This window comes from Nocardia canadensis, assembly GCF_032656385.1.
Taxonomy (GTDB): domain Bacteria; phylum Actinomycetota; class Actinomycetes; order Mycobacteriales; family Mycobacteriaceae; genus Nocardia; species Nocardia canadensis.
In genome coordinates, this window is the sequence record NZ_JAVCWB010000002.1 from 560,020 (window position 1) to 581,944 (window position 21,925).

The window sequence follows — 21,925 nt, forward strand, 5'->3', positions numbered from 1 at the left end:
GCCCACCCTTATCGATCAGGTCGGCTGAACATTACCGCCGCCGAGCGCTCCACCAGCCGGAACAGGCCGTCGACCGGCTGTGTTCCGCGAAACACATCCTGTCGGCGCCGGATGTCGTGGAGACGAACGACCGGTAGATCGACAACGACCGGGCGTCGGCGGCCGGGGTGGCCGTCGACGCCCGGTCGGGCGATGCGGGGTGGGTCAGCTGGCGATGGTGGACCAGCCGGCGACCTCTTCGGGGGTGCGGGGGCCGGGGCCGGTGTAGATGGCGGCGGGGCGAACGAGCTTGCCCAGCTGCTTCTGCTCCAGGATGTGCGCGCACCAGCCCGCGGTCCGGCCGCAGGTGAACATGGCGGGCATCATGTGCGCGGGGACCTCGGCGAAGTCCAGGATCACCGCGGCCCAGAACTCGACATTGGTCTCGATGGCCCGATCCGGGCGACGCTCCCGCAGTTCGGCCAGCGCGGCCTGCTCCAGCGCGGCGGCGACCTCGAAGCGCGGGGCGTCGAGACGCTTGGCGGTGGCGCGCAGCACGCGGGCGCGCGGGTCCTCGGCCCGGTAGACGCGGTGGCCGAAGCCCATCAGCTTCTCTTTGCGGTCGAGGATGCCCTTGACCAGCGCGCGGGCGTCGCCGCTCTGCTCGACGGCCTCGATCATCGGGAGCACGCGGGCGGGGGCGCCGCCGTGCAGCGGGCCGGACATGGCGCCGATCGCGCCCGACAGCGACGCCGCCACGTCGGCGCCGGTGGAGGCGATGACGCGGGCGGTGAAGGTGGAGGCGTTCATGCCGTGCTCGGCGGCCGAGACCCAGTAGGCGTCGATCGCCTCGGTGTGGCGCGGGTCCGGGTCACCCTTCCAGCGGGTCATGAACCGCTCGGTGACGGTGGTGCACTCGTCGATCTTGCGCTGCGGAACGGCGGGCTGATAGATGCCGCGGGCGGACTGCGCCACGTAGGACAGCGCCATCACCGAGGCGCGGGCCAGGTTCTCGCGGGCGGTCTCGTCGTCGATGTCGAGCAGCGGCTCGTAGCCCCAGATCGGGGCGAGCATGGCCAGACCGGCCTGCACGTCGACGCGCACGTCACCGGTGTGCACCGGCAGCGGGAAGGGCTCGGCGGGCGGGAGGCCGCGGCCGAACTGGCCGTCGACCAGCAGGGCCCACACATCACCGAAGGTGACGCGGTTGGTGACCAGGTCCTCGATGTCGACGCCGCGATAACGTAGCGCGCCACCATCCTTGTCCGGCTCGGCGATGTCGGTGGTGAAGGCCACCACGCCTTCCAATCCGCTGACGAAATCCTGTGGTACCGAGCTGGTAGTCATGGTGACTCTCCTTGCAGGGGCATGCCGATCTTTCTGAACCATAGCCCTGGGGATACCGGGTAGTAACGTCGCCCCTGGCCAGACCTGGACCCCTTCCCGGCCCGCGTCCCGGCGTACCGTCTGTCCTCATGGTTGACCACGAACCCGCGACCGCGGCCGACCTCGCCGCCATGCGCGTCGACTACGGCGACCCGCTGTCGGTGCCGGAGGAGACCGACCTCGACGAGACCTGGGTGGCCGGCGGCTGGGAACCGTTGCTGCGCCGCTGGATCGAGCAGGCGCGCGGTCTCGGCATCGCCGAATCCAACGCGATGGTGCTGGCGACGGTGTCGCTGTCGGGCCCGGCCCCGCGCCCGGTCGCGCGCACCGTCCTGTGCAAGGGACTCGCGCCCGAGGGCGTCACCTTCTACACGAATTACGACTCGGCCAAGGGCAACCAGCTCGCCGCCGACCCGTACGCCGCGGCGACCTTCGTCTGGCCCGCGCTGGCCCGGCAGGTCCATCTGCGCGGGATCACCGAGCGGGTGCCCGCCGAGGTGACCGAGGCCTACTGGCAGACCCGCCCGCGCGACTCGCGGCTGGGCGCGTGGGCGTCGCGGCAGTCGCGGCCCGCGGCCTCGCGCGCGGAGGTGGATCGGTCGTTGGCCGAGGCCACGGCCCGCTTCGCCGACGTCGACGACATTCCGGTCCCGCCGTTCTGGGGCGGGTACCTGCTGCGGCCCGACGAGGTGGAGTTCTGGCAGGGCAGACGGGGTCGGCTGCACAACCGGATCGTCGTGCGGATCGGCGACGCAGGCACAACCGTGGAACGTTTGCAGCCCTAACGAGCGGTGGGGTATCTCACCGAGCGCATCCGTTCTGCGATCGCCCGGCGATGGCTAATCTGCGGCGAGTGAAGCTGCTCGCCGACACCGAACCCCTGCGTCATCCCGACTATCGCAGGCTTTGGACCACCAACATCGTCACCGTCATCGGTGCGCAGCTCTCGGTGGTCGCGGTTCCGCAGCAGATCTTCCAGATCACCGGCAGCTCGGGGTACGTCGGCTTGGCCGGCCTGTTCGGCCTGGTCCCGCTGGTCGTGTTCGGGCTCTGGGGCGGCGCGCTGGCCGATGTGATGGACCGGCGCAACCTGCTGATCATCACCACGGCGGGCACCGGTGTGACGGCGGTGGCGTTCTGGGCGCAGGCCGCGCTCGGGACGAACAACGTGTGGCTGGTGCTGGGCCTGTTCGCCGCCCAGCAGGCGTTCTTCGCGGTCAACCAGCCCACCCGCAGCGCGGCCATCGCCCGGCTGCTGCCGCCCGAGCAGATCGCCGCGGCCAGCTCGCTGAGCATGACCGTGCAGAACGTCGGCATGATCGCCGGACCGGTGCTGGCGGGTCTGCTCATCCCGGTGCTCGGCCTGTCGACGCTGTATCTGATCGATGCGATCGCGCTGCTCGCGACGGTGTGGGCGGTGTGGAAACTGCCCGCCTTCCCGCCCACCGGCGATCAGCGCCGGGCCGGGCTGCGCGCCGTCATCGACGGTTTCCGCTATCTGACCAAGCAGCGCATCCTGCTCGCGTCGTTCGTCGTCGACATCATCGCCATGGTGTTCGGCATGCCGCGCGCGCTGTTCCCGCAGATCGCGCACGAGACCTTCCACGACCCGGTCGAGGGCGGTGTCGCGCTGGGTCTGCTGTTCGCGGCCATCTCGGCGGGCGCGGTGCTGGGCGGGGTGTTCTCCGGCTGGGTGCCGCGCATCCGCAGGCAGGGCCTGGCGGTGATCGTCTGCATCGTGATCTGGGGCGTGGCGATGATCGGGTTCGGCTTGGCGGTGGGGCTGGCCGGGCACCTGTTCGGGCTGGGGGTGTGGCTGTGGATCGCGGTGGCCTTCCTGGCCCTGGGCGGCGCGGTCGACATGGTCTCGGCGGCGCTGCGCACGGCGATGTTGCTCAACGTCTCCACCGACGAGATGCGCGGCCGTCTGCAGGGCGTGTTCATCGTGGTTGTCGCAGGTGGGCCGCGGATCGGTGATGTTGCCCACGGTTTCGCCGCGGCGAGCCTGGGTACCGCTGTAGCTGCCGCGGGTGGCGGTGTTCTGGTCGTCATCGGGGTGGTGCTCGCCGCACTGGCCTTCCCCGCCTTCGTCCGTTACCGGGTGACCCGCGCGCACACCGATTCACTGGTCAATTGAGTTGTGCGAGAAGGGATTACATGACTATCGCCGATTCGCCCGCGCGGGGGCCCGCCGCCGTGCGCGGCAGCACCGCGCGAGGTCGGCGAACAGGGGATCGGCGCAGGTCGGCAGCTGTGCGCCGACCTCACCGCCGATCGGCCCCGGTGTGAGAACGGCGCAGGACAACCCTGATTGCTTGTCTCGACCGAACAACAGCTAGCGTTAGCGCAAGTGCACCGCGTGCCGACCGCATCGGTGCCTACGGTTCTAGCCTGAGAGGGATCCTTCCGTGCCCGCTGAGAACATCACCAACGTCGCCGATGACGCCAAGGCGGTACTGCAGTACCCCGGTGGCGAGTTCCCGATTTCGGTCACCAAGGCCGCAGAGGGCAACGACGGACTCGACTTGGGCAAGCTGCTGGCCAGCACCGGCTACGTCACCTACGACCCCGGTTTCATGAACACCGCGTCGACCAAGTCGGCCATCACCTACATCGACGGTGAAGCGGGCATCCTGCGCTACCGCGGCTACCCGATCGACCAGCTGGCCGGCCGCTCGACCTTCATCGAGGTCAGCTACCTGCTCATCTACGGCGAGCTGCCGACCCAGGCCCAGCTCGACGACTTCACCGATCGCATCCGCCGCCACACGCTGCTGCACGAGGATCTGAAGCGGTTCTTCGACGGGTTCCCGCGCAACGCGCACCCGATGCCGGTGCTGTCGTCGGCGGTGAACGCGCTCTCGGCGTACTACCAGGACTCGCTGGACCCGCGCGACCCCGAGCAGGTCGAGCTGTCCACCATCCGCCTGCTGGCCAAGCTGCCCACCATCGCGGCCTACTCGTACAAGAAGTCGGTCGGCCAGCCGTTCCTCTACCCGGACAACTCGCTGAGCCTGGTCGAGAACTTCCTGCGGATGACCTTCGGCTTCCCGGCCGAGCCCTACGAGGTCGACCCCGAGATCGCCGCCGCGCTCGACATGCTGCTGATCCTGCACGCCGACCACGAGCAGAACTGCTCCACCTCGACCGTGCGCCTCGTCGGCTCCTCCGACGCCAACCTGTTCACCTCGGTGTCCGGTGGCATCAACGCGCTGTGGGGCCCGCTGCACGGCGGCGCCAACCAGGCCGTGCTCGAGATGCTCGACGAGATCAAGGCCAACGGCGGCGACGTCAAGGAATTCATCCGCAAGGTCAAGAACAAGGAAGACGGCGTGAAGCTCATGGGCTTCGGGCACCGCGTCTACCGCAACTACGACCCGCGCGCCACCCTGGTCAAGCAGGCCGCCGACAAGATCCTGTCGAAGATCGGCGGCGACGACCAGCTGCTCGACATCGCCAAGCAGCTCGAAGAGGCCGCCCTCACCGACGACTACTTCGTCTCGCGGCGCCTGTACCCGAACGTCGACTTCTACACCGGCGTCATCTACCGGGCGATGGGCTTCCCGACCCGCATGTTCACCGTGCTCTTCGCCATGGGCCGCCTGCCCGGCTGGATCGCCCACTGGCGTGAGATGCACTCCGAGCCGCTCAAGATCGGCCGCCCGCGCCAGATCTACACCGGTTACGGTGAGCGTGACTACCGCGACATCGCTGGCCGTTAGTCCGAACTGAAACTATCGAAGGGGATAGCCGAATGACCAAGCCGGAGATCGAATTCCAGGAGGGCCCAGCGCCCACCGAGCTCGTGATCAAGGACCTCGTCGAGGGCGAAGGCAAGGAAGCGGTGCCCGGCGGCACCGTCGAGGTGCACTACGTCGGCGTCGAGTTCGACAGCGGCGAGCAGTTCGACTCTTCGTGGGACCGTGGCGAGTCCATCACCTTCCCGCTGCGCGGCCTGATCCAGGGCTGGCAGGAAGGTATCCCTGGCATGAAGGTCGGCGGCCGTCGCCAGCTGACCATCCCGCCGGAGCTCGCCTACGGCCCCGCCGGCGCGGGCCACCACCTCTCCGGCAAGACCCTGGTCTTCGTGATCGACCTGCTCAACGCGAACTGACCAGCCGAACAACACACTGAGGCCGGGTTCCCGACAGGAACCCGGCCTCAGTTGTCTGTGTGAGGAGTGCTCAGCGGGTGAGGTCGGCCATCGGTATTTCGCCGACGACGACGTGACTGAGCGCGACGATGCCGCGATGGATCTGGTGCAATCGGTATTCCCGGGCATGTGCGTCGAGGCGGAACTCGAGTACCTCCTCGATCCCGAACTTGGTGTCCAGCACGACCACGAGATAGAGGGGTATCCCGACCCGCGCGTACTGGGCCTTCTTGTCCAGCAGGTCCTCGGCGGCGGTCGACGGCGACGACACCTCGACCACGATCAACGCGTCGGCGGCTTCGGGTTTCGCTCCCGGCCTGTCCAGGCAGCGGTAGATCACCACGTCAGGGCGGCGAAAGGTGAACTTCGGGACGCGCCACAGCACCACGTCGATGTCGGTGTCGACCCGGATGCACGGCTCGGTACTGGGCAGCCGCTCCACAGCGTCGGCCAGGCGCCGAGCGATGCGATGGTGTTCCGGAGTAGGCGATTCACACACGATGACATGCCCGTGGACCACTTCGATCTCACGCGCCGCGGCCTCCGGCAGCCGGAGGTACTCCTCTTCGGTCATCAGATGAGGGAGCGAATCCGTCGGCTGGATCGTCATGCCGGTGAGCATACCGCCAGGCCGCGAGCGGACTTGTGGTCTGGAAGAAGGCCGATGCCGACGACGCGGGTCGCGATGTCGCTACTCCCGGACGACCTCGACCGGGTCGGTGAGGGCGAGGGCGAGGGCGGAGTTCTGGGTGGTGCTGCGGGCGGGGAGGGCCTCGATGGCCTTGCCGGTCTGGGTGTTGAGGTTGCCGACGATGTTCTGCAGGGCGCCGACGCCGGTGGTCATCTGTTCGATCGCGGAGGTGATCTGGGCGCCGCCCTGTTCGGCGAGAGTGGGCAGGCCCTTGGCGAGTTCGGCGCCCTGGGTGAGCTGGGTGCGGGCGCTGTCGAGCCGGGTGACAACGGTGCGCAGCAGGGTGCCGAGGTCGGTGTTCGGGTCGACGGCGGCGCCGGTCAGATCGGCCAGGCCGGTCAGCTGGGCGCCCGCCTGACTCGAGATGCCGCGCAGCGCTTCGAGCTTGGTGATGATGTCGGCCAGCTGGGGATCGGTGGCGAACGGCAGGGCGCGCAGCAGCGGCAGGACCTGGTCCAGGCCGGTGCTCAGCGCGGTGGCGCTACGCTCCACGCCGGCGATGGTGACGCCGGTGGCGCCGAGCGCGTCGGCCAGCTGGTTCGCCTGCTTGGTCGCGCCGTCCACGGTCTGGTTCAGCAGCTCGATGGCCGAGGTGAGTTCTCCCGCGCCCTGTTTCGCGAAGTCGAGGAACCCGAGCATCTCGCTGGCGCCGCCGCTGAACTGGGCGGCGCCGTCGGCGGCCGCGGTGACGCCGGCGTTGAGCAGCTGCGCGGTGAACTGCACCGAGGTCATCTGATTGCGGGCCTGGGAGACCGCGGCCAGCGCGGCGTCGACGCCGGAGGCGCCGATCCGGTGGGTCACGGCGGCGACGGCGCCGTTGACGACGTTCTCGTCCGCGCCGTCGTGGGCGGTGACGGTGACCTTGGCGCGCTTGGGTTCCGGCGTGGCCAGCGTCGCCATCGACGCGGTGAGATCGGCGGGCAGGGTGATCACCGCGGCGTAGTCGGCCGCGTCGAGCTCACCCGGCTTGGCCACCGTCCACTCGTAGCCGCCGGCGTCCTGGACCGCCTTGGCCACGCGCTCCCCGGTCGGCCCGGTATCGGCGTTGACGAGCGCGAACCCCGTGGGGGAGTCGGCGGTGCCCGCGCACGCGGCGATACCACCACCCGCCAGCGCGACAGCAGCGACGAGACAGACCATCCTGGTGCGTTTTCCGATCACGCCGCCGACGGTATCGAGCGAGTTCGCGCCGGGTCGTGGGAGATGTCTGAGAGTTCGGTGAGGATGGCACGACGGGGATAGCTGACGGTGTGCCGGAACCTGTTCTCGGGCGGGCGATTCCCGCTCATCGGGACGCCAAACGATGTCGTGATATGGCGTGCATCACAGTGCCTTCCATTGTTTCTCCGGGTCCGATACAAATCTCGAGTCAATCGAGATCGAGATTTCATCGATTCGTCCGGGGGGTTCGGGGATTCGCCGGGGGCATCGGGAGGGAGACATCGAACATGTTCCACCGCACCATCACCCGGGCGGGCCGTCGCGCATTCGTGGCCGCGCTGCCGCTGGCCGTCGCCACGTCGCTGGTCACCGCGGGTGTCGCGGCCGCTGACGTCGACACCGAGCGTCAGGCGCAGATCGCCACCGGCCTGGCCAGCGCCGGTGCCGCCGACGGCGTGGACTTCCGCACCACCGTCTCGCCGGACCTGCGCACCATCTCCGCGAGCGTCGACAACGGCCGCTTCGTGATCACCCCCGACGCCGTCACCGTGGTCTCGGCCACCGGTGTCACCGTCGGCGAGGTCCCGCTCAAGTTCAACACCGTCGACGGCAACGCCATCGCGATCGCCTCGGTGGTCTCCGCCGACGGCAAGACCGTGCAGATGGCGCCGCAGCTGTCCGGCGACACCAGCACCGAGCTGAAGGACATCGCCACCAACCCCGAGGCCGGCAACCACGACCCGGTCCAGAACGGTGCGGCCGCCGGCGCCACCATCGGCGCGCTGGCCGCCGCGATCATGTGCGTGCCCGCACTGGCCGCGTTCATCATCGGCTACGTCTTCTGCGCCATCCCGTCGGTGATCTCGACCGCGCTGACCGGTGCCGTGATCGGTGCCGTCATCGGCCTGGTGATCCCGGAGTCGGTGCCGCAGGTGCTGCCCTGATCCCTCGACGAGGCTGATCAATAGCTCCGTGATAGCCCTGTCGTCGCGCCTTGTCGCGGCGGCGGGGCTATCGCGCGTCTAGGGCGTGTCCCGGGCCGGCAGTTCGATGACCAGCCGAGCCCCGCCGAACGCGCTGTCCTCGAAATAGGCCCGCCCGCCGTGCAATTGGGCCTGCTGGGCCACCAGCGCCAGGCCGAGGCCGGACCCGCCCTTGCTGGCATTGGTCCCGCGGGCGAAGCGGGCGAAGACGGCGTCGCGCTCGGCGACCGGCACGCCGGTGCCGTTGTCGTCGACGGCGATGACGATGCGACCGCCGGGCGCGCGATGCGCCGAGACGACGGCATGGGTGGCGCCACCGTGCTTGACCGAGTTGGTCAGCGCGTTGTCGATCGCGAGCCGCAGACCGGCGGGCAGCCCACGGGTGACGAGCTCGGCGTCGGTGTCGATGCGGACCGAGAGGCCGGGGTTGTGGCGCATGGCGTCGTGGGCGGCCTGGTCGCACAGATCGGCCACATCGGTGGGGATGTGGTCGGCCTCGGCGGTGAGGTCGCCGCGGGCCAGGCGTTCCAGCGCGGTGAGCGTGGTCTCGATCCTGGTCTCGTTGCGGGCGAGGTCGTCGAGGATCTCGCGGCGCTGCTCGTCGGTGAGGTCGAGGGTGCGCAGGACCTCGAGGTCGGTGCGGATCGCGGTCAGCGGGGTGCGCAGCTCGTGGGCGGACACGGCGGCGAAATCGCGGGCCGTCTCCAGCGCGGCGGCGGTCTCGGCCTGCGCTTCGTCGACGCGGGCCAGCATGGTGTTCACCGCGTCGGCCAGTTTGACCGCTTCGTCGACACCGGACCCGTCGACCGGCTGGGCGGAGTGGTCGGGGTCGCCGAAGGAACTGCGCGCGGAGACCTGCTTGGTCAGCTTCACGATCGGCCCCACGGCGCGACCGGCCAGCAGCCAGCCCAGCGCCGCGGCCGCCGCCACCGCGATCGCGGCGCCCAGCAGCACCCAGCGTTGCTGGTCCGCGGTGGCCTTGGCGGCCTCGGTGGTCGGGATGGCCAGGGAGACGGTGCGTCCCGCCGGCTGGTTCTCGGTGGTGGTGAGCACCCGGTACGGCTGGTCGTTGACCTCGACGGTCTGCGAGCCCGGCGGCAGATCGGGCAGCTGGGTGGAGCTGGACGCGGTGACCTGGCCGTTGTCGCGCACGGTGAGCGCCATGGTGGTCTGCAGACCGGTCAGGTTGACGAAGCCGGTGGCCAGCACCGGCTCGATCAGCACGATCCGCGAGGCGATCTCGAGCTGCTGGTCGGTTTGGGTCACATTGTTGCGTTCGATCGCCTGGAAACCCACGAATGCGGCGATCGAGACGATGATGACGGCACCCGCCGCGGCCGCGCCCGCGACCCGAGTTCGGAGCGAAAACGATTGTCTCCGACGGCGTTTCGGCGGGGCCTCGATCATTTCGGTTCCCGGAGCACGAACCCTACGCCGCGAATCGTGTGCAAAATCCTTGGCGTGTCATCTATTTCGAGTTTGCGTCGCAAGTATCCGACGAACACGTCGACGACATTCGTATCGGCTATGAAATCGTAACCCCACACCAATTCCAGCAGCCGTTCACGCGTCAACACCACACCCGCATTCCGGGCCAGCGTCGACAACAATTCGAATTCTCGTTTGGTGAGCTCGATTTCCTTGCCGTGCAGCAGCGCCCGGTATCCGGCCACGTCGATCTGGAGCGGGCCGACGCTGATCGCGCCGGGCGCGACCGGCTCCGGGGCATCGGTGCGGCGGCGCAGCAGGGCCCGGATCCGGGCCACCAGCTCGGCCAGTTCGAACGGTTTCACCAGGTAGTCGTCGGCCCCGGACTCCAGGCCCGCGATCCGGTCGTCGACCGAGGCGCGGGCGCTGAGCACGCAGACCGGCACGTCGTTGCCCATCGCCCGCAACGCCGTCACCACGCCCGCGCCGTCGAGCACCGGCATGTTCATGTCGAGCACCACCGCGTCGGGCGCGTGCTCGGAGACGGCGCGCAGAGCGGCGGCGCCGTCGCGCGCGACCAGCACCTGGAACCCGGACAGCCGCAGGCCGCGTTCGACCGAGGCGAGGACGTCCTCGTCGTCGTCGACGACCAGGACAGTGGAGGCAGCACGATCGGTCACGCCGCAATCCTAGGGGCGGCGGCCACCACCGGGCCCGATGGTCAGGCCGTCGGGGCCACCGGGTCGCCGTCGAGGTCGGGGGTGGGCGTGTCCTGCGCGGCCGGGGGCGGATTGCCCAGCGGCGGATTCGCCAGGATGCGGTCGGCCAGCGCGGTGAGCACGGCCGGGTCCTCGATGGTGGCCGGCGTCTCCACCTGTTCCCCGGCGGTGAGCTGGCGGATCGTCTTGCGCAGGATCTTGCCCGAACGGGTCTTGGGCAGGCCCGAAACGATGATCGCGCTGTGCAGGGTGGCGATGGCGCCGATCTGCTCGCGCACCCGCTCGGCGAGCTCGGTCCGCAACTGCTCCGGATCGACCTCCACACCCTGCTTGAGCACAACGTAGGCCAGCGGCAGGTGGCCCTTGAGCTCGTCGGGCACACCGATCACGGCGCATTCGGCGATCGCGTCGTGCCCGGCGATGGCGGCCTCGATGCTGCCCGCCGAGAGACGGTGCCCGGCCATGTTGATCACGTCGTCGCTGCGGCCGAGGACGTAGAGGTAGCCGTCCTCGTCGAAGTAACCGGAATCGCCGGTCAGATAGTGGCCGGGGAAGGCCGACAGATACGAGCGGATGAACCGCTCGCGGTCGCGCCACAGCCCGGTCAGCGCGCCGGGCGGCAGCGGCAGCCCGATGACGATGTTGCCCTCGACGCCGGTCGGCACCGGATTGCCGTTCGCGTCGAGCACCCGCAGCCGGTAGCCGGGCACCGGCACGCACGACGAACCGGGTTTGACCGGCAGTTCCTGCAGGCCGAGCGGGTCGGCGCAGATCGGCCAGCCGGTCTCGGTCTGCCACCAGTGATCGACCACCGGGGTGTCGGGGTGGTCGGCGAGCAGGGTGCCGGAGGCCCATTCGAAGGTGGCCGGGTCCAGCCGCTCGCCCGCGCAGAACAGCGCGCGCAGCCGGGACAGGTCGTGGCGGTGGGCGGCGGCGGCCTCGGGATCGGCCCGTCGGATCGCGCGCAACGCGGTCGGCGCGGTGAACAGCACCCGCACGTCGTGCTCGTCGATGATCCGCCAGAACACCCCCGCGTCGGGGGTGCCGACCGGTTTGCCCTCGTAGAGCACGGTCGTCGCGCCGACCAGCAGCGGCGCGTAGACGATGTAGGAGTGGCCGACGACCCAGCCCACATCGGAGGCCGCCCAGAACACCTGACCTGGGCCGACGTCGTAGATATTGCGCATCGACCAGGCCAGCGCGACCGCGTGCCCGCCGTTGTCGCGGACCACGCCCTTGGGTTTGCCGGTGGTTCCCGAGGTGTAGAGGATGTAGAGCGGATCGGTCGCGGCGACCGAGACCGGCTCGGCCGGGGTGACGTCGGCGACGGTGGCGGCCCAGTCGACCCAGCGGGCCGCGACGGTCTGCTCCGAGGACGGCAGCACGTCGGTGGCGGGCAGCGCTGCCGGGAACTCGATGGTCGGGAACTCCGGGCGCTGCTTGACGATCACCGTGCGCACCGACGCCGTCTGCGCCAGATCCAGCGCCTGCAGCACGATCGGCGGGTAGTCGATGCGGCGGTGGGGCTCCATGCCGCCCGAGGCGGTGACCACCAGGACCGGTTCGGCGTCGTCGATGCGGGCGGCCAGTTCGGGCGCGGCGAAGCCGCCGAACACCACCGAGTGCACCGCGCCGATGCGGGCGCAGGCCAGCATCGCGATCACGGCCTCGGGGATCATCGGCAGGTAGATCACCACCCGGTCACCGGCCACGACGCCGAGATCACGCATGGCTCCGGCGAATCGGGCGACCTCGTCGAGCAGCTCGGCGTAGGTGTAGACGGTGGTGGTGTCCGTCATAGCGGAGACATATATGAGGGCGGCCTGATCGGCGTGCCCGCCCTCGGCGACGGTGCCCGCTCGCACGTGCCGGTCCAGCGCGTTGACGCAGGTGTTGAGCCGGGCGTCGGGGAACCAGCGGGCCGCGCGCTTGTCGGCGGCGTCGACGATCTGCTGCGGCGCCACGTCCCACTCGATGGCCTGAGCTGCGGCGGACCAGAAGTCGGCTGGGTCGACCAGACTGGTCTGATAGACCGGTCGGTACTCGTGTTCCACGTCCAAGCCCGTGACTCCCTAGCCTCGCTTCGATGCCCGCTCGATAGATCCTGATGATTGTGGCAGACTTCACGCGACACCCGAGGGGGTGCCGCGACCTTTGGTTTTGCCTGGAACGGGCAGGTCATCGCGCGGACCTCTACCGGGAGTCAGCCAAGAAGTTATTGATCCGTTAGAATCTGATGTCACTTATTCGGGCAGTCGTAGACGCAATTTCTCGGCCAGCCGCAGTTCTCGGCCAGTCAACTCTGGTGAGCCGCCATCGCGCCTGTGGAGGTTCGCTGATGGCGCAAGGTACGAGGCCAGTTTGGAAAGTGAGTGGGAGATGCGTGACGCCGCTAGGTCCGGCAGCAAGCGCTGGGCGCTCGGCAACTGGGACCTGCGTTGGAAGGTTACGGCCGTGCTGGCCGTGCCGCTCGCGGTCGCGGTCGGGCTCGGCGTGTCGAGAATTACCTCGGAGTTCTCGGAGGCCAACCGGCTGTCGAGCATCAATGAGCAGGTCGACTCGATTCCGTCGGTCACCGCGCTGAGTGCTACCTCGGCGCGGGTCACCGGTAGTCAGATGGTTCCCGCGGGGCCGGGGGTCACCCTGGTCACCGACAAGGACCTCGCCGATCTCGATGCGGCCATCGCCGCCGCCGAGTCCTCACTGGGCCGGTTGACCGATCTGCCGCGGGCGCACGAGGCGCTGCAGCGGATGATCTCGCAGGCCAAGAACGTGCGCGGCCAGGGCAAGGCGCTGACCTCGTCGGCCGAGCCCGCGCTGGCCTCGGTCGAGCAGATGCGTAAAGACAGCGTCGACATCGTCGAGACCACCATCGCCCAGGTCAGCGATCCGGTCATGGACCAGGCCAAGCTGCGCCTCGTCGACTCGCTCAACACCCGTTCCGTGCTCGTCGACCAGCTGGCAGGCATCTCCGAGATGCTGCGCGGTCTGCCGCAGGGTTCGCAGGACTTCATCACCGGTGTCGCCACCGAGCGGCACCTGCTCGACGTGCTGGCCAACCGCTTCCCCGACGGCGATCGGGTGATCGCGGACCTCAAGGCGCAGGCCGACGTCCGGCAGAACCTGGTCAGCAGCCCCGAGGTCGCGGCGGGCAAACTGCCCATCGGCGACATGCGTACGTCGCTCGTCACCAGCCTCGTCGGCTACGAGGGCGTCGTCGACCAGGCCACCAAGGCCATCGAGTCGTCCATGGACGAACTCACCACCACCGCCGCCACCGGCGCCTGGTCCTACACCGGCGTCGTCATCGCGACGATCCTCGCCGCGCTGTTGCTGGCCGTGTTCGTCGCCCGCTCGATGATCGTGCCGCTGCACCGCCTGCGCCTGGCCGCGCTGCGCGTCGCCGAGTCCGATCTGCCGCACGAGGTCGCCCAGCTGCGTAACGGCGCCGCCCCCGAGGACGTGCCGCTCGAGCCGATGCCGGTGCGCTCCGACGAGGAGATCGGCCAGCTGGCCCGCGCCGTCGACGACATCCACGGTCAGGCGCTGCGCCTGGCGAGTGATCAGGCGCAGATGCGTTCGCAGGTCAACGACATGTTCGAGACTCTGGCCCGGCGCTCCAAGTCGCTCGTCGACCATCAGCTCACCCTCATCGAGGCGATGGAGTACGACGAGAAGGACCCGCGCCTGCTCGAGAACCTCTTCCGGCTCGACCACCTCGCGGCGCGCATGCGCCGTAACGGTGACAACCTGCTCATCCTCGCCGGTACCAAGCAGCGCCGGACCAAGTCGGCCCCGGTCGAGATCGCCGACGTGCTGCGTGCCGCGATCTCCGAGGTCGAGGACTACGAACGGGTCAAGCTCGGCGCGACCCCGCGTGGCTCGCTGGTCGAACCGGCCGCCTCCGACATGGCGCACCTGTTCGCCGAGCTGCTCGACAACGCGCTGCGGGCCTCCCCGCCGGAGACCGACGTCAAGTTCACCTTCGCCCAGGCCCATGATCAGGGTCTGCTGATCGAGGTCGCCGACCGCGGTATCGGTATGCCGCCGCAGGAGATGTCGGAGATCAACCGCAGGCTCGAGCAGACCGCCGAGCCCGGTCCCGACACCGCCCGCCACATGGGTCTGTTCGTAGTCGGCCGGCTCGCCGAGCGGCACGGTCTGACCGTGCGCCTGCGTCCGACCTTCGACACCGCGCGCGATCCGGGCGTCACCGTCACCGTGCACGTGCCGGTCGGCCTGATCGTCTCCGGCGCCGGCGGCCCGGTGGTGCCGCCGCAGCAGCTGCAGCAGCAGGCGCCGCCGCAGCAGCAGCGCCCGAACCCGCAGAACCAGCAGAGCACGATGCAGACCCGCGCGATCACCCGGACCCCGGGCGGCAACGTGATGGTCACCGTCGATCCCGGTGTCAGCAGCGGGCCGATCCCGGCCGGTCAGGGTGGGCTGCCGCAGCGGCAGCCCGGGAACTCGATGGCCCAGGGCCTGCAGCAGGACGCCGCCGAGCAGTCCTCGCCGACCCTGCGTCCGCCGGCGCCCGGTCAGGGCAACGTGCCGCAGCGCGGCAAGCTGGCCGCGGCCAATCTGCCCAAGCGCAACCTCGCGGCCGGTGGGCCGGGCGGACCCGGTGGACCGCAGCGTCCGCAGGGCGCGCCGTCCGCGCCGGGGCAGCCGGGCGATCCCAAGCCCGCCGGTGCCCCGCAGTCGCTGGCCGGTGGACTGCCGCAGCGTGCGCCGGGCACCAACGGCGCTCCGGCGCGCGAGCAGGCCCCGCCGCCGCGCGACACCGCGCCGCCCAAGCGCGACACCACCGCCGGTGGTCTGCCGCAGCGCTCGCCGGGCGCCAACGGCGCGCCGCCGCGCGATCCGTCGGCCGGGCTGCCGCAGCGTCCCGCCAACGGCCTGCCCCAGCGGGAGCAGACCGGTGGTCTACCCCAGCGTGATCCGGCCAACGGTCTCCCGCAGCGGGAGCAGACCGGCGGCCTGCCCCAGCGTGACCCGTCCACCGGGCTGCCCCAGCGTGACCCCGCGGGCAACGGTGCGCCGCAGCGTGATTCCGGTCCGGTCTCGCGTGATCCGTCGACCGGCCTGCCGCAGCGCGCCCCGTCCAACGGGCTGCCGCAGCGGGACCAGACCGGCGGCCTGCCGCAGCGTGATCCGGCGGCGCGGCTGCCGCACCGCGAGCAGAGCGGTGGTCTCCCGCAGCGTGATCCGTCGAACGGCCTGCCCCAGCGGGAACAGACCGGTGGCCTACCCCAGCGTGATCCGGCCAATGGTCTCCCGCAGCGGGAGCAGACCGGTGGTCTGCCCCAGCGTGACCCCTCCACCGGGTTGCCCCAGCGCGAGCAGGCCGGTGGTCTGCCGCAACGTGATCCGTCCACCGGGCTGCCGCAGCGCGGTGGTCTGCCGCAGCGTGACCCGGCCGGTCAGCCGCCGCGTCCCGCCAACGGTCTGCCCCAGCGCGGCGCGCCGGGTGCCCCTGCGCCGCAGCGTGATTCCGGCGACAACGGGCTCCCGCAGCGGGCTCCCGCGGCCGGTCTGCCGCAGCGGGAGGCGCCCAACGGCCTGCCGCAGCGTCCGGCTGCGCCGAATGGGCTGCCCCAGCGCGATCCCGGCGCTACTGTGGTACCGCAGGCGAACGCCGGGCCAGGAGTGGCTCTGCCCCAACGGGATCGGGATCCTGCGGGGCCGGAGAACGCTGCGTCGGCAGGGCGCGATCCGGGTCGGCACAGCTTCCGGTCGAATCCGGCCAAGGCTGCGTCGTTCTTCCAGACCAGGTTGCAGCCGGCACCGGAAGGTGATTCCGTCATGGGCGGAACGCCGATCTTCGCGGAGATGATGTCGGCGTGGCTCACGGACGAGAATTCCGACCGGTCCCAGATGGCGGCTGCCTTCGAATCACCGGGTGACGAAGGATGGCAGGCCGCACGCCGGGCCAGCGAGGCTCAGCCCGAGGTTCGTACCGCTGCGGGCTTGCCTCAGCGCAACCCGGGCGGCAGGCTCGTGCCTGGCGGTGTGACCGGTAAGGCCGACACCACCCCGCAACGTGATCCCGAAACGATCAGGTCCAGCTTGAGTCGTCACCAGCAGGGCGTCCGGGATGGCCGCGCAATGAAGGCAATGAACCTAACCGGAGATAAAGGAGACCGATGAACCCCGATCTAGGTGGTACGAACCGTCAGCTGGATTGGCTGGTTTCGAACTTCGCCAACGAGGTTCCTGGCGTAGCCCATGCCGTCCTGGTCTCGGCTGACGGCCTGCTGATGGCCGCGAGCGCCCAGCTTCCGGTGGACCGCGCGGAGCAGCTCTCCGCCGTCACCGCCGGTCTGGCAAGCCTTTCCGTCGGCGTGTCCAATCTGTTCGAAGGCGGTACGGTACTGCAGTCCGTCGTCGAGATGGAGCACGGTTACCTACTGCTCATGGCAGTCGGCGACGGCTCGTATCTCGCGGTCCTGACCAACACCTCGTGTGACATCGGTCAGGTGGGCTACGAAATGGCTCTGTTGGTCGAGCGTGTGGGCCAGACCGTCCAGGCCACGCCACGCGTCACGATGGGTTCCTGATGGTGGGATGGACATAGACGATCACCGCATGGGGAGCGCCGAGCCCAGCCTCGTCCGCCCGTACTCCTTGACTGCCGGCCGCACCAGGCCGGCGGTCGAGTTGGCGTTGGAGGCTCTCGTTGCATCGCATCCGGTCGCCATGGAGCGGCAGTTCGAACTGAACAACCTCGAAACGTCCATCGTGGAGTTGTGCAGGCAATCGCCGTCCGTTGCCGAGATAGCTGCCCAATTGGGTATCCCGATCGGTGTAGCGCGGGTACTCGTGGCCGACCTCATCGAGGCCGGTCATGTCCGGGTCTCGGCGACTTTGAAAGACGATTCCAGCGACGATGAACGTCGCGAGCTGATCGAAAGGGTTCTCAGTGGACTCCGGCGTATTTGATTCGACGGCGCAGGTCGACACCCGCACGAGCAAGCCGACTTCGGCGAAGATCGTTGTCGCCGGTGGCTTCGGTGTCGGTAAGACCACGTTGGTCGGTGCGGTGTCGGAGATCGTTCCGCTGCGCACCGAGGCGTTGGTCACCAACGCCAGTACCGGAATCGACAACCTGACCGGCATTCCGATGAAGTCGACCACCACGGTGGCGATGGACTTCGGCCGGATCAGCCTCGCCGACGACCTGGTCCTGTATCTGTTCGGCACGCCCGGCCAGTACCGGTTCTGGTTCATGTGGGACGACCTCATCCGCGGCGCCATCGGCGCCGTGGTGCTGGTCGACACCCGCAGGCTGGAAGACAGCTTCGCCGCTGTCGACTACTTCGAGGCTCGCGGTCTACCGTTCCTGGTGGCGCTCAACGAGTTCGACGACGCACCGAAGTACCCGCTCGAGGACATCCGCCAGGCCCTCGCGGTCCCCGCCGACGTGCCGATCATGTCGATCGACGCCCGCCGCCGGGAGCCCGCCAAGCAGGCCCTGGTCTCCTTGACCGAGTACGCCCTGCGCAAGGTCATGCAGGGCTACTGAGCCGAACCCGGGGCTGCCGCGATGAAGGCAGCAGCCCCGCTTCGCCCCTCAGCACCCCGCTGCCCCGATCCGATCCGCCAGCCACACAGCGGATCGATCAGCTGCTCGGCAGCACTCGGTAGTCGTTCATAACGGAATGCCACGACGAACCGCGCCGCGTACCCGTACCCAGGCGACGGTGAAGCGTGAGCAGCGCGTGCACCGCTCACCCCGAAGGTCCCGTTCCCTCGGCTCGCTAGCGGCCGATCCCGCTAGGCTCAGCGCGTGCGTATGTCGGCGTTCGACCTGATCGGGCAGTTGCTCGACACCGATTCGTTTCTGAGCTGGGACCAGCCGCCGGTCGAGCCCGCGGTGTCGCCGCGGTATCGCCAGGAGTTGGTCGACGCCGAGCGGCGGGCCGGGACCGATGAGTCGGTGGTGACGGGGGAGGGGTTGTTGCGCGGGCGGCGGGTGGCCGTGATCGCGTGTGAGTTCGCGTTTTTGGCGGGATCGGTGGGGGTGGCCGCGGCCGAGCGGATCGTGTCGGCGGTGGAGCGGGCCACCGAACTGGGGTTGCCGCTGATCGCCTCGCCTACGTCCGGCGGGACCCGGATGCAGGAGGGCACGGTCGCTTTCGTGCAGATGGTGAAGATCGCGGGGGCGGTCGCGGTGCACAAGGCGGCGGGGCATCCCTATCTGGTGTATCTGCGGGATCCCACGATGGGTGGGGTGTTCGCGTCCTGGGGGTCGCTGGGCCACATCACCTTCGCCGCGCCGGGCGCGCTGATCGGATTCCTCGGCCCTCGCGTGTACGAAGCGTTGTACGGCAAGCCTTTTCCGCCCGGTGTGCAGACGGCGGAGAACCTCTACCGCAACGGCGTGATCGACGGTGTGGTCACCGTCGAGGTGTTCCGCCGGATCGCCCACCGGGCCTTGAGCGTCGCGAGCGGCGTCGTCCTGCCGGTCACCGCCGAGCCGGGATGGGCCGCGCCCGTACGCAGTCCGGCCACCGCCGCCGCTTCCACGGCGAGCGCCTGGGATTCGGTACTGAGCACCCGCAGGCCCGGCCGTCCCGGCATCCGTGACCTGCTTCGCCATGTGACCCAACGGGTTCCGCTCAGCGGCACCGGCCAGGGCGAATCCGATCGCACCGTGGTGCTGGCGCTGGCCCGGTTCGGCGGACAGCCCTGTGTCGTCTTCGGCCACGACCGCTCCGGCCAGCAGGGCGAGCACACCATGGGCCCGGCCGCCCTGCGCGAGGCGCGCCGGGCGATGGCACTGGCCCGGGAGCTGCGCCTGCCGCTGGTCCTGGTGATCGACACCGTCGGCGCCGCGCTGTCCAAGGAGGCCGAGGAGCGCGGGCTCGCCCCCGAAATCGCCCGCTGCCTGGCCGACCTGGTCACCCTCGACACCCCGACCGTGTCGATCCTGCTCGGCCAGGGCACCGGCGGCGGCGCGCTGGCCCTGCTCCCGGCCGATCGGGTGCTGGCCGCCGGGCACGGCTGGCTGGCCCCGCTGCCGCCGGAGGGCGCGAGCGCCATCGTCTTCCGTGACACCTCGCACGCGGCGGAACTGGCTGCGGCACAGGGCATTCGAGCGCTCGACCTGCAAACCGACGGCGTCGTGGACCGCATCGTCGACGAACACCCCGACGCCGCCGACGAACCGGTCGCCTTCTCCCGGCGCATGGTGCTCGCGGTGACCGAGGAACTGGCCGCCCTGCGCGCGGCGCCGACGGCGGAACTGCGGGCCCGACGGCAGGCGCGTTACCGGCGAATCGGTCTTCCCGGGGTCGTTCACTGACCGGCGCCCCGCTTCCTACCCGATCCGGAACCGGGGGAAACACGCGAGGGTGCGTCGTTGACGGTACGGCGAACCACTTCTACCGTCGAACGGGTGACCTTCCGTAGCGCTAGCAGCCCTGTTCCCACCATCGTGCTCAATGACGGCAATGTCATTCCGCAGCTCGGCTTCGGTGTGTTCCAGGTGCCGGAGGACGACGTCACCCCGGTGGTGGCCGAGGCATTGGAAGTCGGCTACCGCAGCATCGACACGGCCGCGATCTACGGCAACGAGGAGGGCGTCGGCCGCGCCATCCGCGCCTCGGGCATCCCCCGCGACGAGATCTACGTGACCACCAAGCTGTGGAACGCCGAGCAGGGCTACGACAGCACGCTGCGCGCCTTCGACGCCAGTATGCGGCGCCTGGGCCTGGACTATCTGGACCTGTACCTGATCCACTGGCCGGTGCCGTCGGCCGGTCGCTACGTCGACACCTTCCGCGCCTTCCAGGCGCTCAAGGCGCAGGGCCGGATCGGCTCGATCGGCGTCTCCAACTTCCGGGTGATCGACCTGGAGACCGTGATCGCCGAGACCGGCGAGACCCCGGCGGTCAACCAGATCGAACTGCATCCCACCCTCGCGCAGCGCGAACTGCGCCAGTACGACGCCAACCACGCCATCGCCACCGAGGCGTGGAGCCCGCTGGGGCAGGGCACGCTGCTGGACAACCCGACCGTGGTCACCATCGCCAAGGAGCTCGACCGCACGCCGGCGCAGGTGATCATCCGCTGGCATCTGCAGCTGGGCAATATCGTCATCCCGAAGTCGGTCACCCCGTCGCGCATCGCCGAGAACTTCGACGTGCTCTCCTTCGAACTGGACGCGCAGGCGATGGAGGCGATCAACCGGCTCGATACCGGCACCCGGGTCGGCCCCGATCCGGCCACTTTCAGCGCCGGGCTGGCTTGATCCCCAGGTAGTCGGTCAGTTCGGCGGCCGCGGCCCGGCCCGCCCGGTTGGCGCCGATGGTGCTGGCCGAGGGTCCGTAGCCGATCAGGTGCACCCGCGGGTCGACCGCCACCTGGGTGGCGAGCCTGCCGGTCATCGTGATGCCGCCGCCGGGGCCGCGCAGCCGCAGCGGCGCCAGGTGGTCGAGCGCGCTGCGGAACCCGGTCGCCCACAGGATGACGTCGGCGTCCTGGAACCGTCCGTCGGCCCAGCGCACCCCGGTCGGCTCGATTCGTTCGAACATCGGCTGCCGCCGCAGCACGCCACGATCGCGCGCGGCGCGCAGGCGCTCGTCGAGCGGCAGGCCGGTCACCGAGACCACCGATCCGGGCGGGAGCCCGCGGCGCACCCGGTCCTCCACGATCGCGACGGCCGCGCGACCGTCCTCCTCGCGGAACGGCAGCGAACGGAACACCGGCTCGCTGCGGGTGACCCATGTGGTGGACGTCACCTGGGAGATCTCGTCGAGCAATTGCACCGCCGAGATGCCGCCGCCGACGATGACCACGTGTTTGCCCGCGAACTCGGCGGCGGTGCGGTAGTCGCGGGTGTGCAACTGCCGGCCGGTGAAGGTGTCCGCGCCCGGATAGACCGGGATGAACGGGTGCTCCCAGGTACCGGTGCCGTTGATCAATCCGCGCGTGCGCAGCGTCCCCGCGCCGTCGGTCTCGACGTGCAGCACCTCTCCGCGACCGGCGCAGGACTGCCCGTCGGCGGTCCGATCGCAGACCACGTCGACCGTCACCTGGCGGCGAACCCGCAGGTCGAAGCGCTTCTCGTAGAGCTCGTAGTAGTGCGGCACCGCGGTGGCCGCCGGCGCCGACTCCGAGCCGGGCGGCAGCGTCTCGGCGAAGGACATCCCCGGCAGATCGTGCACCCGGTTGACGGTCGTCAGCGTGAGCGAGGGCCACCGGAACTGCCAGGCCCCGCCCGGACCCGGCGCGTGGTCGACGATGAGGAAATCGCGTTCGGGGACCAACCCGAGGCGGCGCAGGTGGTAACCGGCGGAGAGACCGGACTGGCCGGCACCGATCACCAGGATGTCGAAGTCGGTCGCCACAGCCGCCGATGCTATCGCCTTACCGGGCGCCGACGGCTGCCTGTGGCAGAGTTATGGCATCCACGGTGTCG

At 69.8% G+C, this 21,925-nt stretch carries 18 protein-coding genes; 11 read left to right on the forward strand and 7 right to left on the reverse strand.

Going from position 1 to position 21,925, the window contains the following annotated elements:
- Nucleotides 1-204: 204 nt before the first annotated feature.
- Entirely contained in the window at nucleotides 205-1,326 is a 1,122-nt protein-coding gene (locus Q7X29_RS05930; protein ID WP_316573476.1) for a citrate synthase 2, read from the reverse strand.
- A gap of 128 nt (nucleotides 1,327-1,454) precedes the next feature.
- Between Q7X29_RS05930 and pdxH the strand changes: the two genes are divergently transcribed.
- From pdxH to Q7X29_RS05950, 4 genes are all read left to right on the forward strand, one after another.
- Nucleotides 1,455-2,150, forward strand: coding sequence for a pyridoxamine 5'-phosphate oxidase (gene pdxH, locus Q7X29_RS05935; protein WP_218716906.1), 696 nt, complete (start codon nucleotides 1,455-1,457; stop codon nucleotides 2,148-2,150).
- 50 nt (nucleotides 2,151-2,200) lie between these two features.
- Nucleotides 2,201-3,502 (forward strand): MFS transporter, encoded by a 1,302-nt coding sequence (locus tag Q7X29_RS05940; RefSeq protein WP_316573477.1) that lies wholly within the window; start codon nucleotides 2,201-2,203, stop codon nucleotides 3,500-3,502.
- 271 nt (nucleotides 3,503-3,773) lie between these two features.
- A complete protein-coding gene (locus Q7X29_RS05945; protein ID WP_218716908.1) occupies nucleotides 3,774-5,087 on the forward strand; it encodes a citrate synthase in 1,314 nt (437 codons plus the stop codon).
- Between the two features lie 32 nt (nucleotides 5,088-5,119).
- Nucleotides 5,120-5,479, forward strand: coding sequence for an FKBP-type peptidyl-prolyl cis-trans isomerase (locus Q7X29_RS05950; protein WP_218716909.1), 360 nt, complete (start codon nucleotides 5,120-5,122; stop codon nucleotides 5,477-5,479).
- A 70-nt stretch (nucleotides 5,480-5,549) separates the two neighbouring features.
- Here the strand turns inward: Q7X29_RS05950 and Q7X29_RS05955 are convergent, their stop codons facing one another.
- Both Q7X29_RS05955 and Q7X29_RS05960 read right to left on the reverse strand, forming a co-directional pair.
- A complete protein-coding gene (locus Q7X29_RS05955) occupies nucleotides 5,550-6,128 on the reverse strand; it encodes a Uma2 family endonuclease (protein WP_316573478.1) in 579 nt (192 codons plus the stop codon).
- A gap of 81 nt (nucleotides 6,129-6,209) precedes the next feature.
- Nucleotides 6,210-7,370: a YhgE/Pip domain-containing protein gene (locus Q7X29_RS05960; protein ID WP_316573479.1), complete on the reverse strand. Its 1,161-nt coding sequence runs from the start codon at nucleotides 7,368-7,370 to the stop codon at nucleotides 6,210-6,212.
- Nucleotides 7,371-7,657: 287 nt separating this feature from the next.
- Here Q7X29_RS05960 and Q7X29_RS05965 point away from each other — a divergent pair, with 287 nt between their 5' ends.
- Entirely contained in the window at nucleotides 7,658-8,314 is a 657-nt protein-coding gene (locus Q7X29_RS05965; protein WP_316573480.1) for a hypothetical protein, read from the forward strand.
- Between the two features lie 78 nt (nucleotides 8,315-8,392).
- Here Q7X29_RS05965 and Q7X29_RS05970 read toward each other — a convergent pair whose 3' ends face one another.
- The 3 genes from Q7X29_RS05970 to Q7X29_RS05980 all read right to left on the reverse strand — a co-directional run bounded on the left by Q7X29_RS05970 (nucleotide 8,393) and on the right by Q7X29_RS05980 (nucleotide 12,560).
- On the reverse strand, nucleotides 8,393-9,649 hold the full coding sequence (locus Q7X29_RS05970) for a sensor histidine kinase (RefSeq protein ID WP_308248387.1): 1,257 nt from the start codon (nucleotides 9,647-9,649) through the stop codon (nucleotides 8,393-8,395).
- Nucleotides 9,650-9,756: 107 nt separating this feature from the next.
- Nucleotides 9,757-10,461 (reverse strand): response regulator transcription factor, encoded by a 705-nt coding sequence (locus Q7X29_RS05975; protein ID WP_218716913.1) that lies wholly within the window; start codon nucleotides 10,459-10,461, stop codon nucleotides 9,757-9,759.
- Between the two features lie 41 nt (nucleotides 10,462-10,502).
- On the reverse strand, nucleotides 10,503-12,560 hold the full coding sequence (locus Q7X29_RS05980) for an AMP-binding protein (protein WP_218716914.1): 2,058 nt from the start codon (nucleotides 12,558-12,560) through the stop codon (nucleotides 10,503-10,505).
- A gap of 319 nt (nucleotides 12,561-12,879) precedes the next feature.
- Here Q7X29_RS05980 and Q7X29_RS05985 point away from each other — a divergent pair, with 319 nt between their 5' ends.
- From Q7X29_RS05985 to Q7X29_RS06010, 6 genes are all read left to right on the forward strand, one after another.
- A complete protein-coding gene (locus Q7X29_RS05985) occupies nucleotides 12,880-16,650 on the forward strand; it encodes a HAMP domain-containing sensor histidine kinase (RefSeq protein WP_316573481.1) in 3,771 nt (1,256 codons plus the stop codon).
- Nucleotides 16,647-17,060: a roadblock/LC7 domain-containing protein gene (locus Q7X29_RS05990; protein ID WP_011207200.1), complete on the forward strand. Its 414-nt coding sequence runs from the start codon at nucleotides 16,647-16,649 to the stop codon at nucleotides 17,058-17,060. The genes Q7X29_RS05985 and Q7X29_RS05990 overlap by 4 nt, the downstream gene beginning before the upstream one ends.
- A gap of 7 nt (nucleotides 17,061-17,067) precedes the next feature.
- Entirely contained in the window at nucleotides 17,068-17,442 is a 375-nt protein-coding gene (locus Q7X29_RS05995) for a DUF742 domain-containing protein (RefSeq protein ID WP_019044950.1), read from the forward strand.
- Nucleotides 17,423-18,025, forward strand: a complete 603-nt coding sequence (locus Q7X29_RS06000) for a GTP-binding protein (RefSeq protein WP_019044951.1) — start codon at nucleotides 17,423-17,425, stop codon at nucleotides 18,023-18,025. The genes Q7X29_RS05995 and Q7X29_RS06000 overlap by 20 nt, the downstream gene beginning before the upstream one ends.
- A 270-nt stretch (nucleotides 18,026-18,295) precedes the next feature.
- Nucleotides 18,296-19,807 (forward strand): carboxyl transferase domain-containing protein, encoded by a 1,512-nt coding sequence (locus Q7X29_RS06005; protein ID WP_316573707.1) that lies wholly within the window; start codon nucleotides 18,296-18,298, stop codon nucleotides 19,805-19,807.
- A gap of 93 nt (nucleotides 19,808-19,900) precedes the next feature.
- Complete coding sequence (locus Q7X29_RS06010; protein ID WP_218720795.1) at nucleotides 19,901-20,755, forward strand: aldo/keto reductase; 855 nt, start codon at nucleotides 19,901-19,903, stop codon at nucleotides 20,753-20,755.
- Here the strand turns inward: Q7X29_RS06010 and Q7X29_RS06015 are convergent.
- Nucleotides 20,736-21,854: an NAD(P)-binding domain-containing protein gene (locus Q7X29_RS06015; RefSeq protein WP_218720794.1), complete on the reverse strand. Its 1,119-nt coding sequence runs from the start codon at nucleotides 21,852-21,854 to the stop codon at nucleotides 20,736-20,738. The two genes, Q7X29_RS06010 and Q7X29_RS06015, sit on opposite strands and share 20 nt — an antisense overlap.
- Nucleotides 21,855-21,925 lie beyond the last annotated feature (71 nt).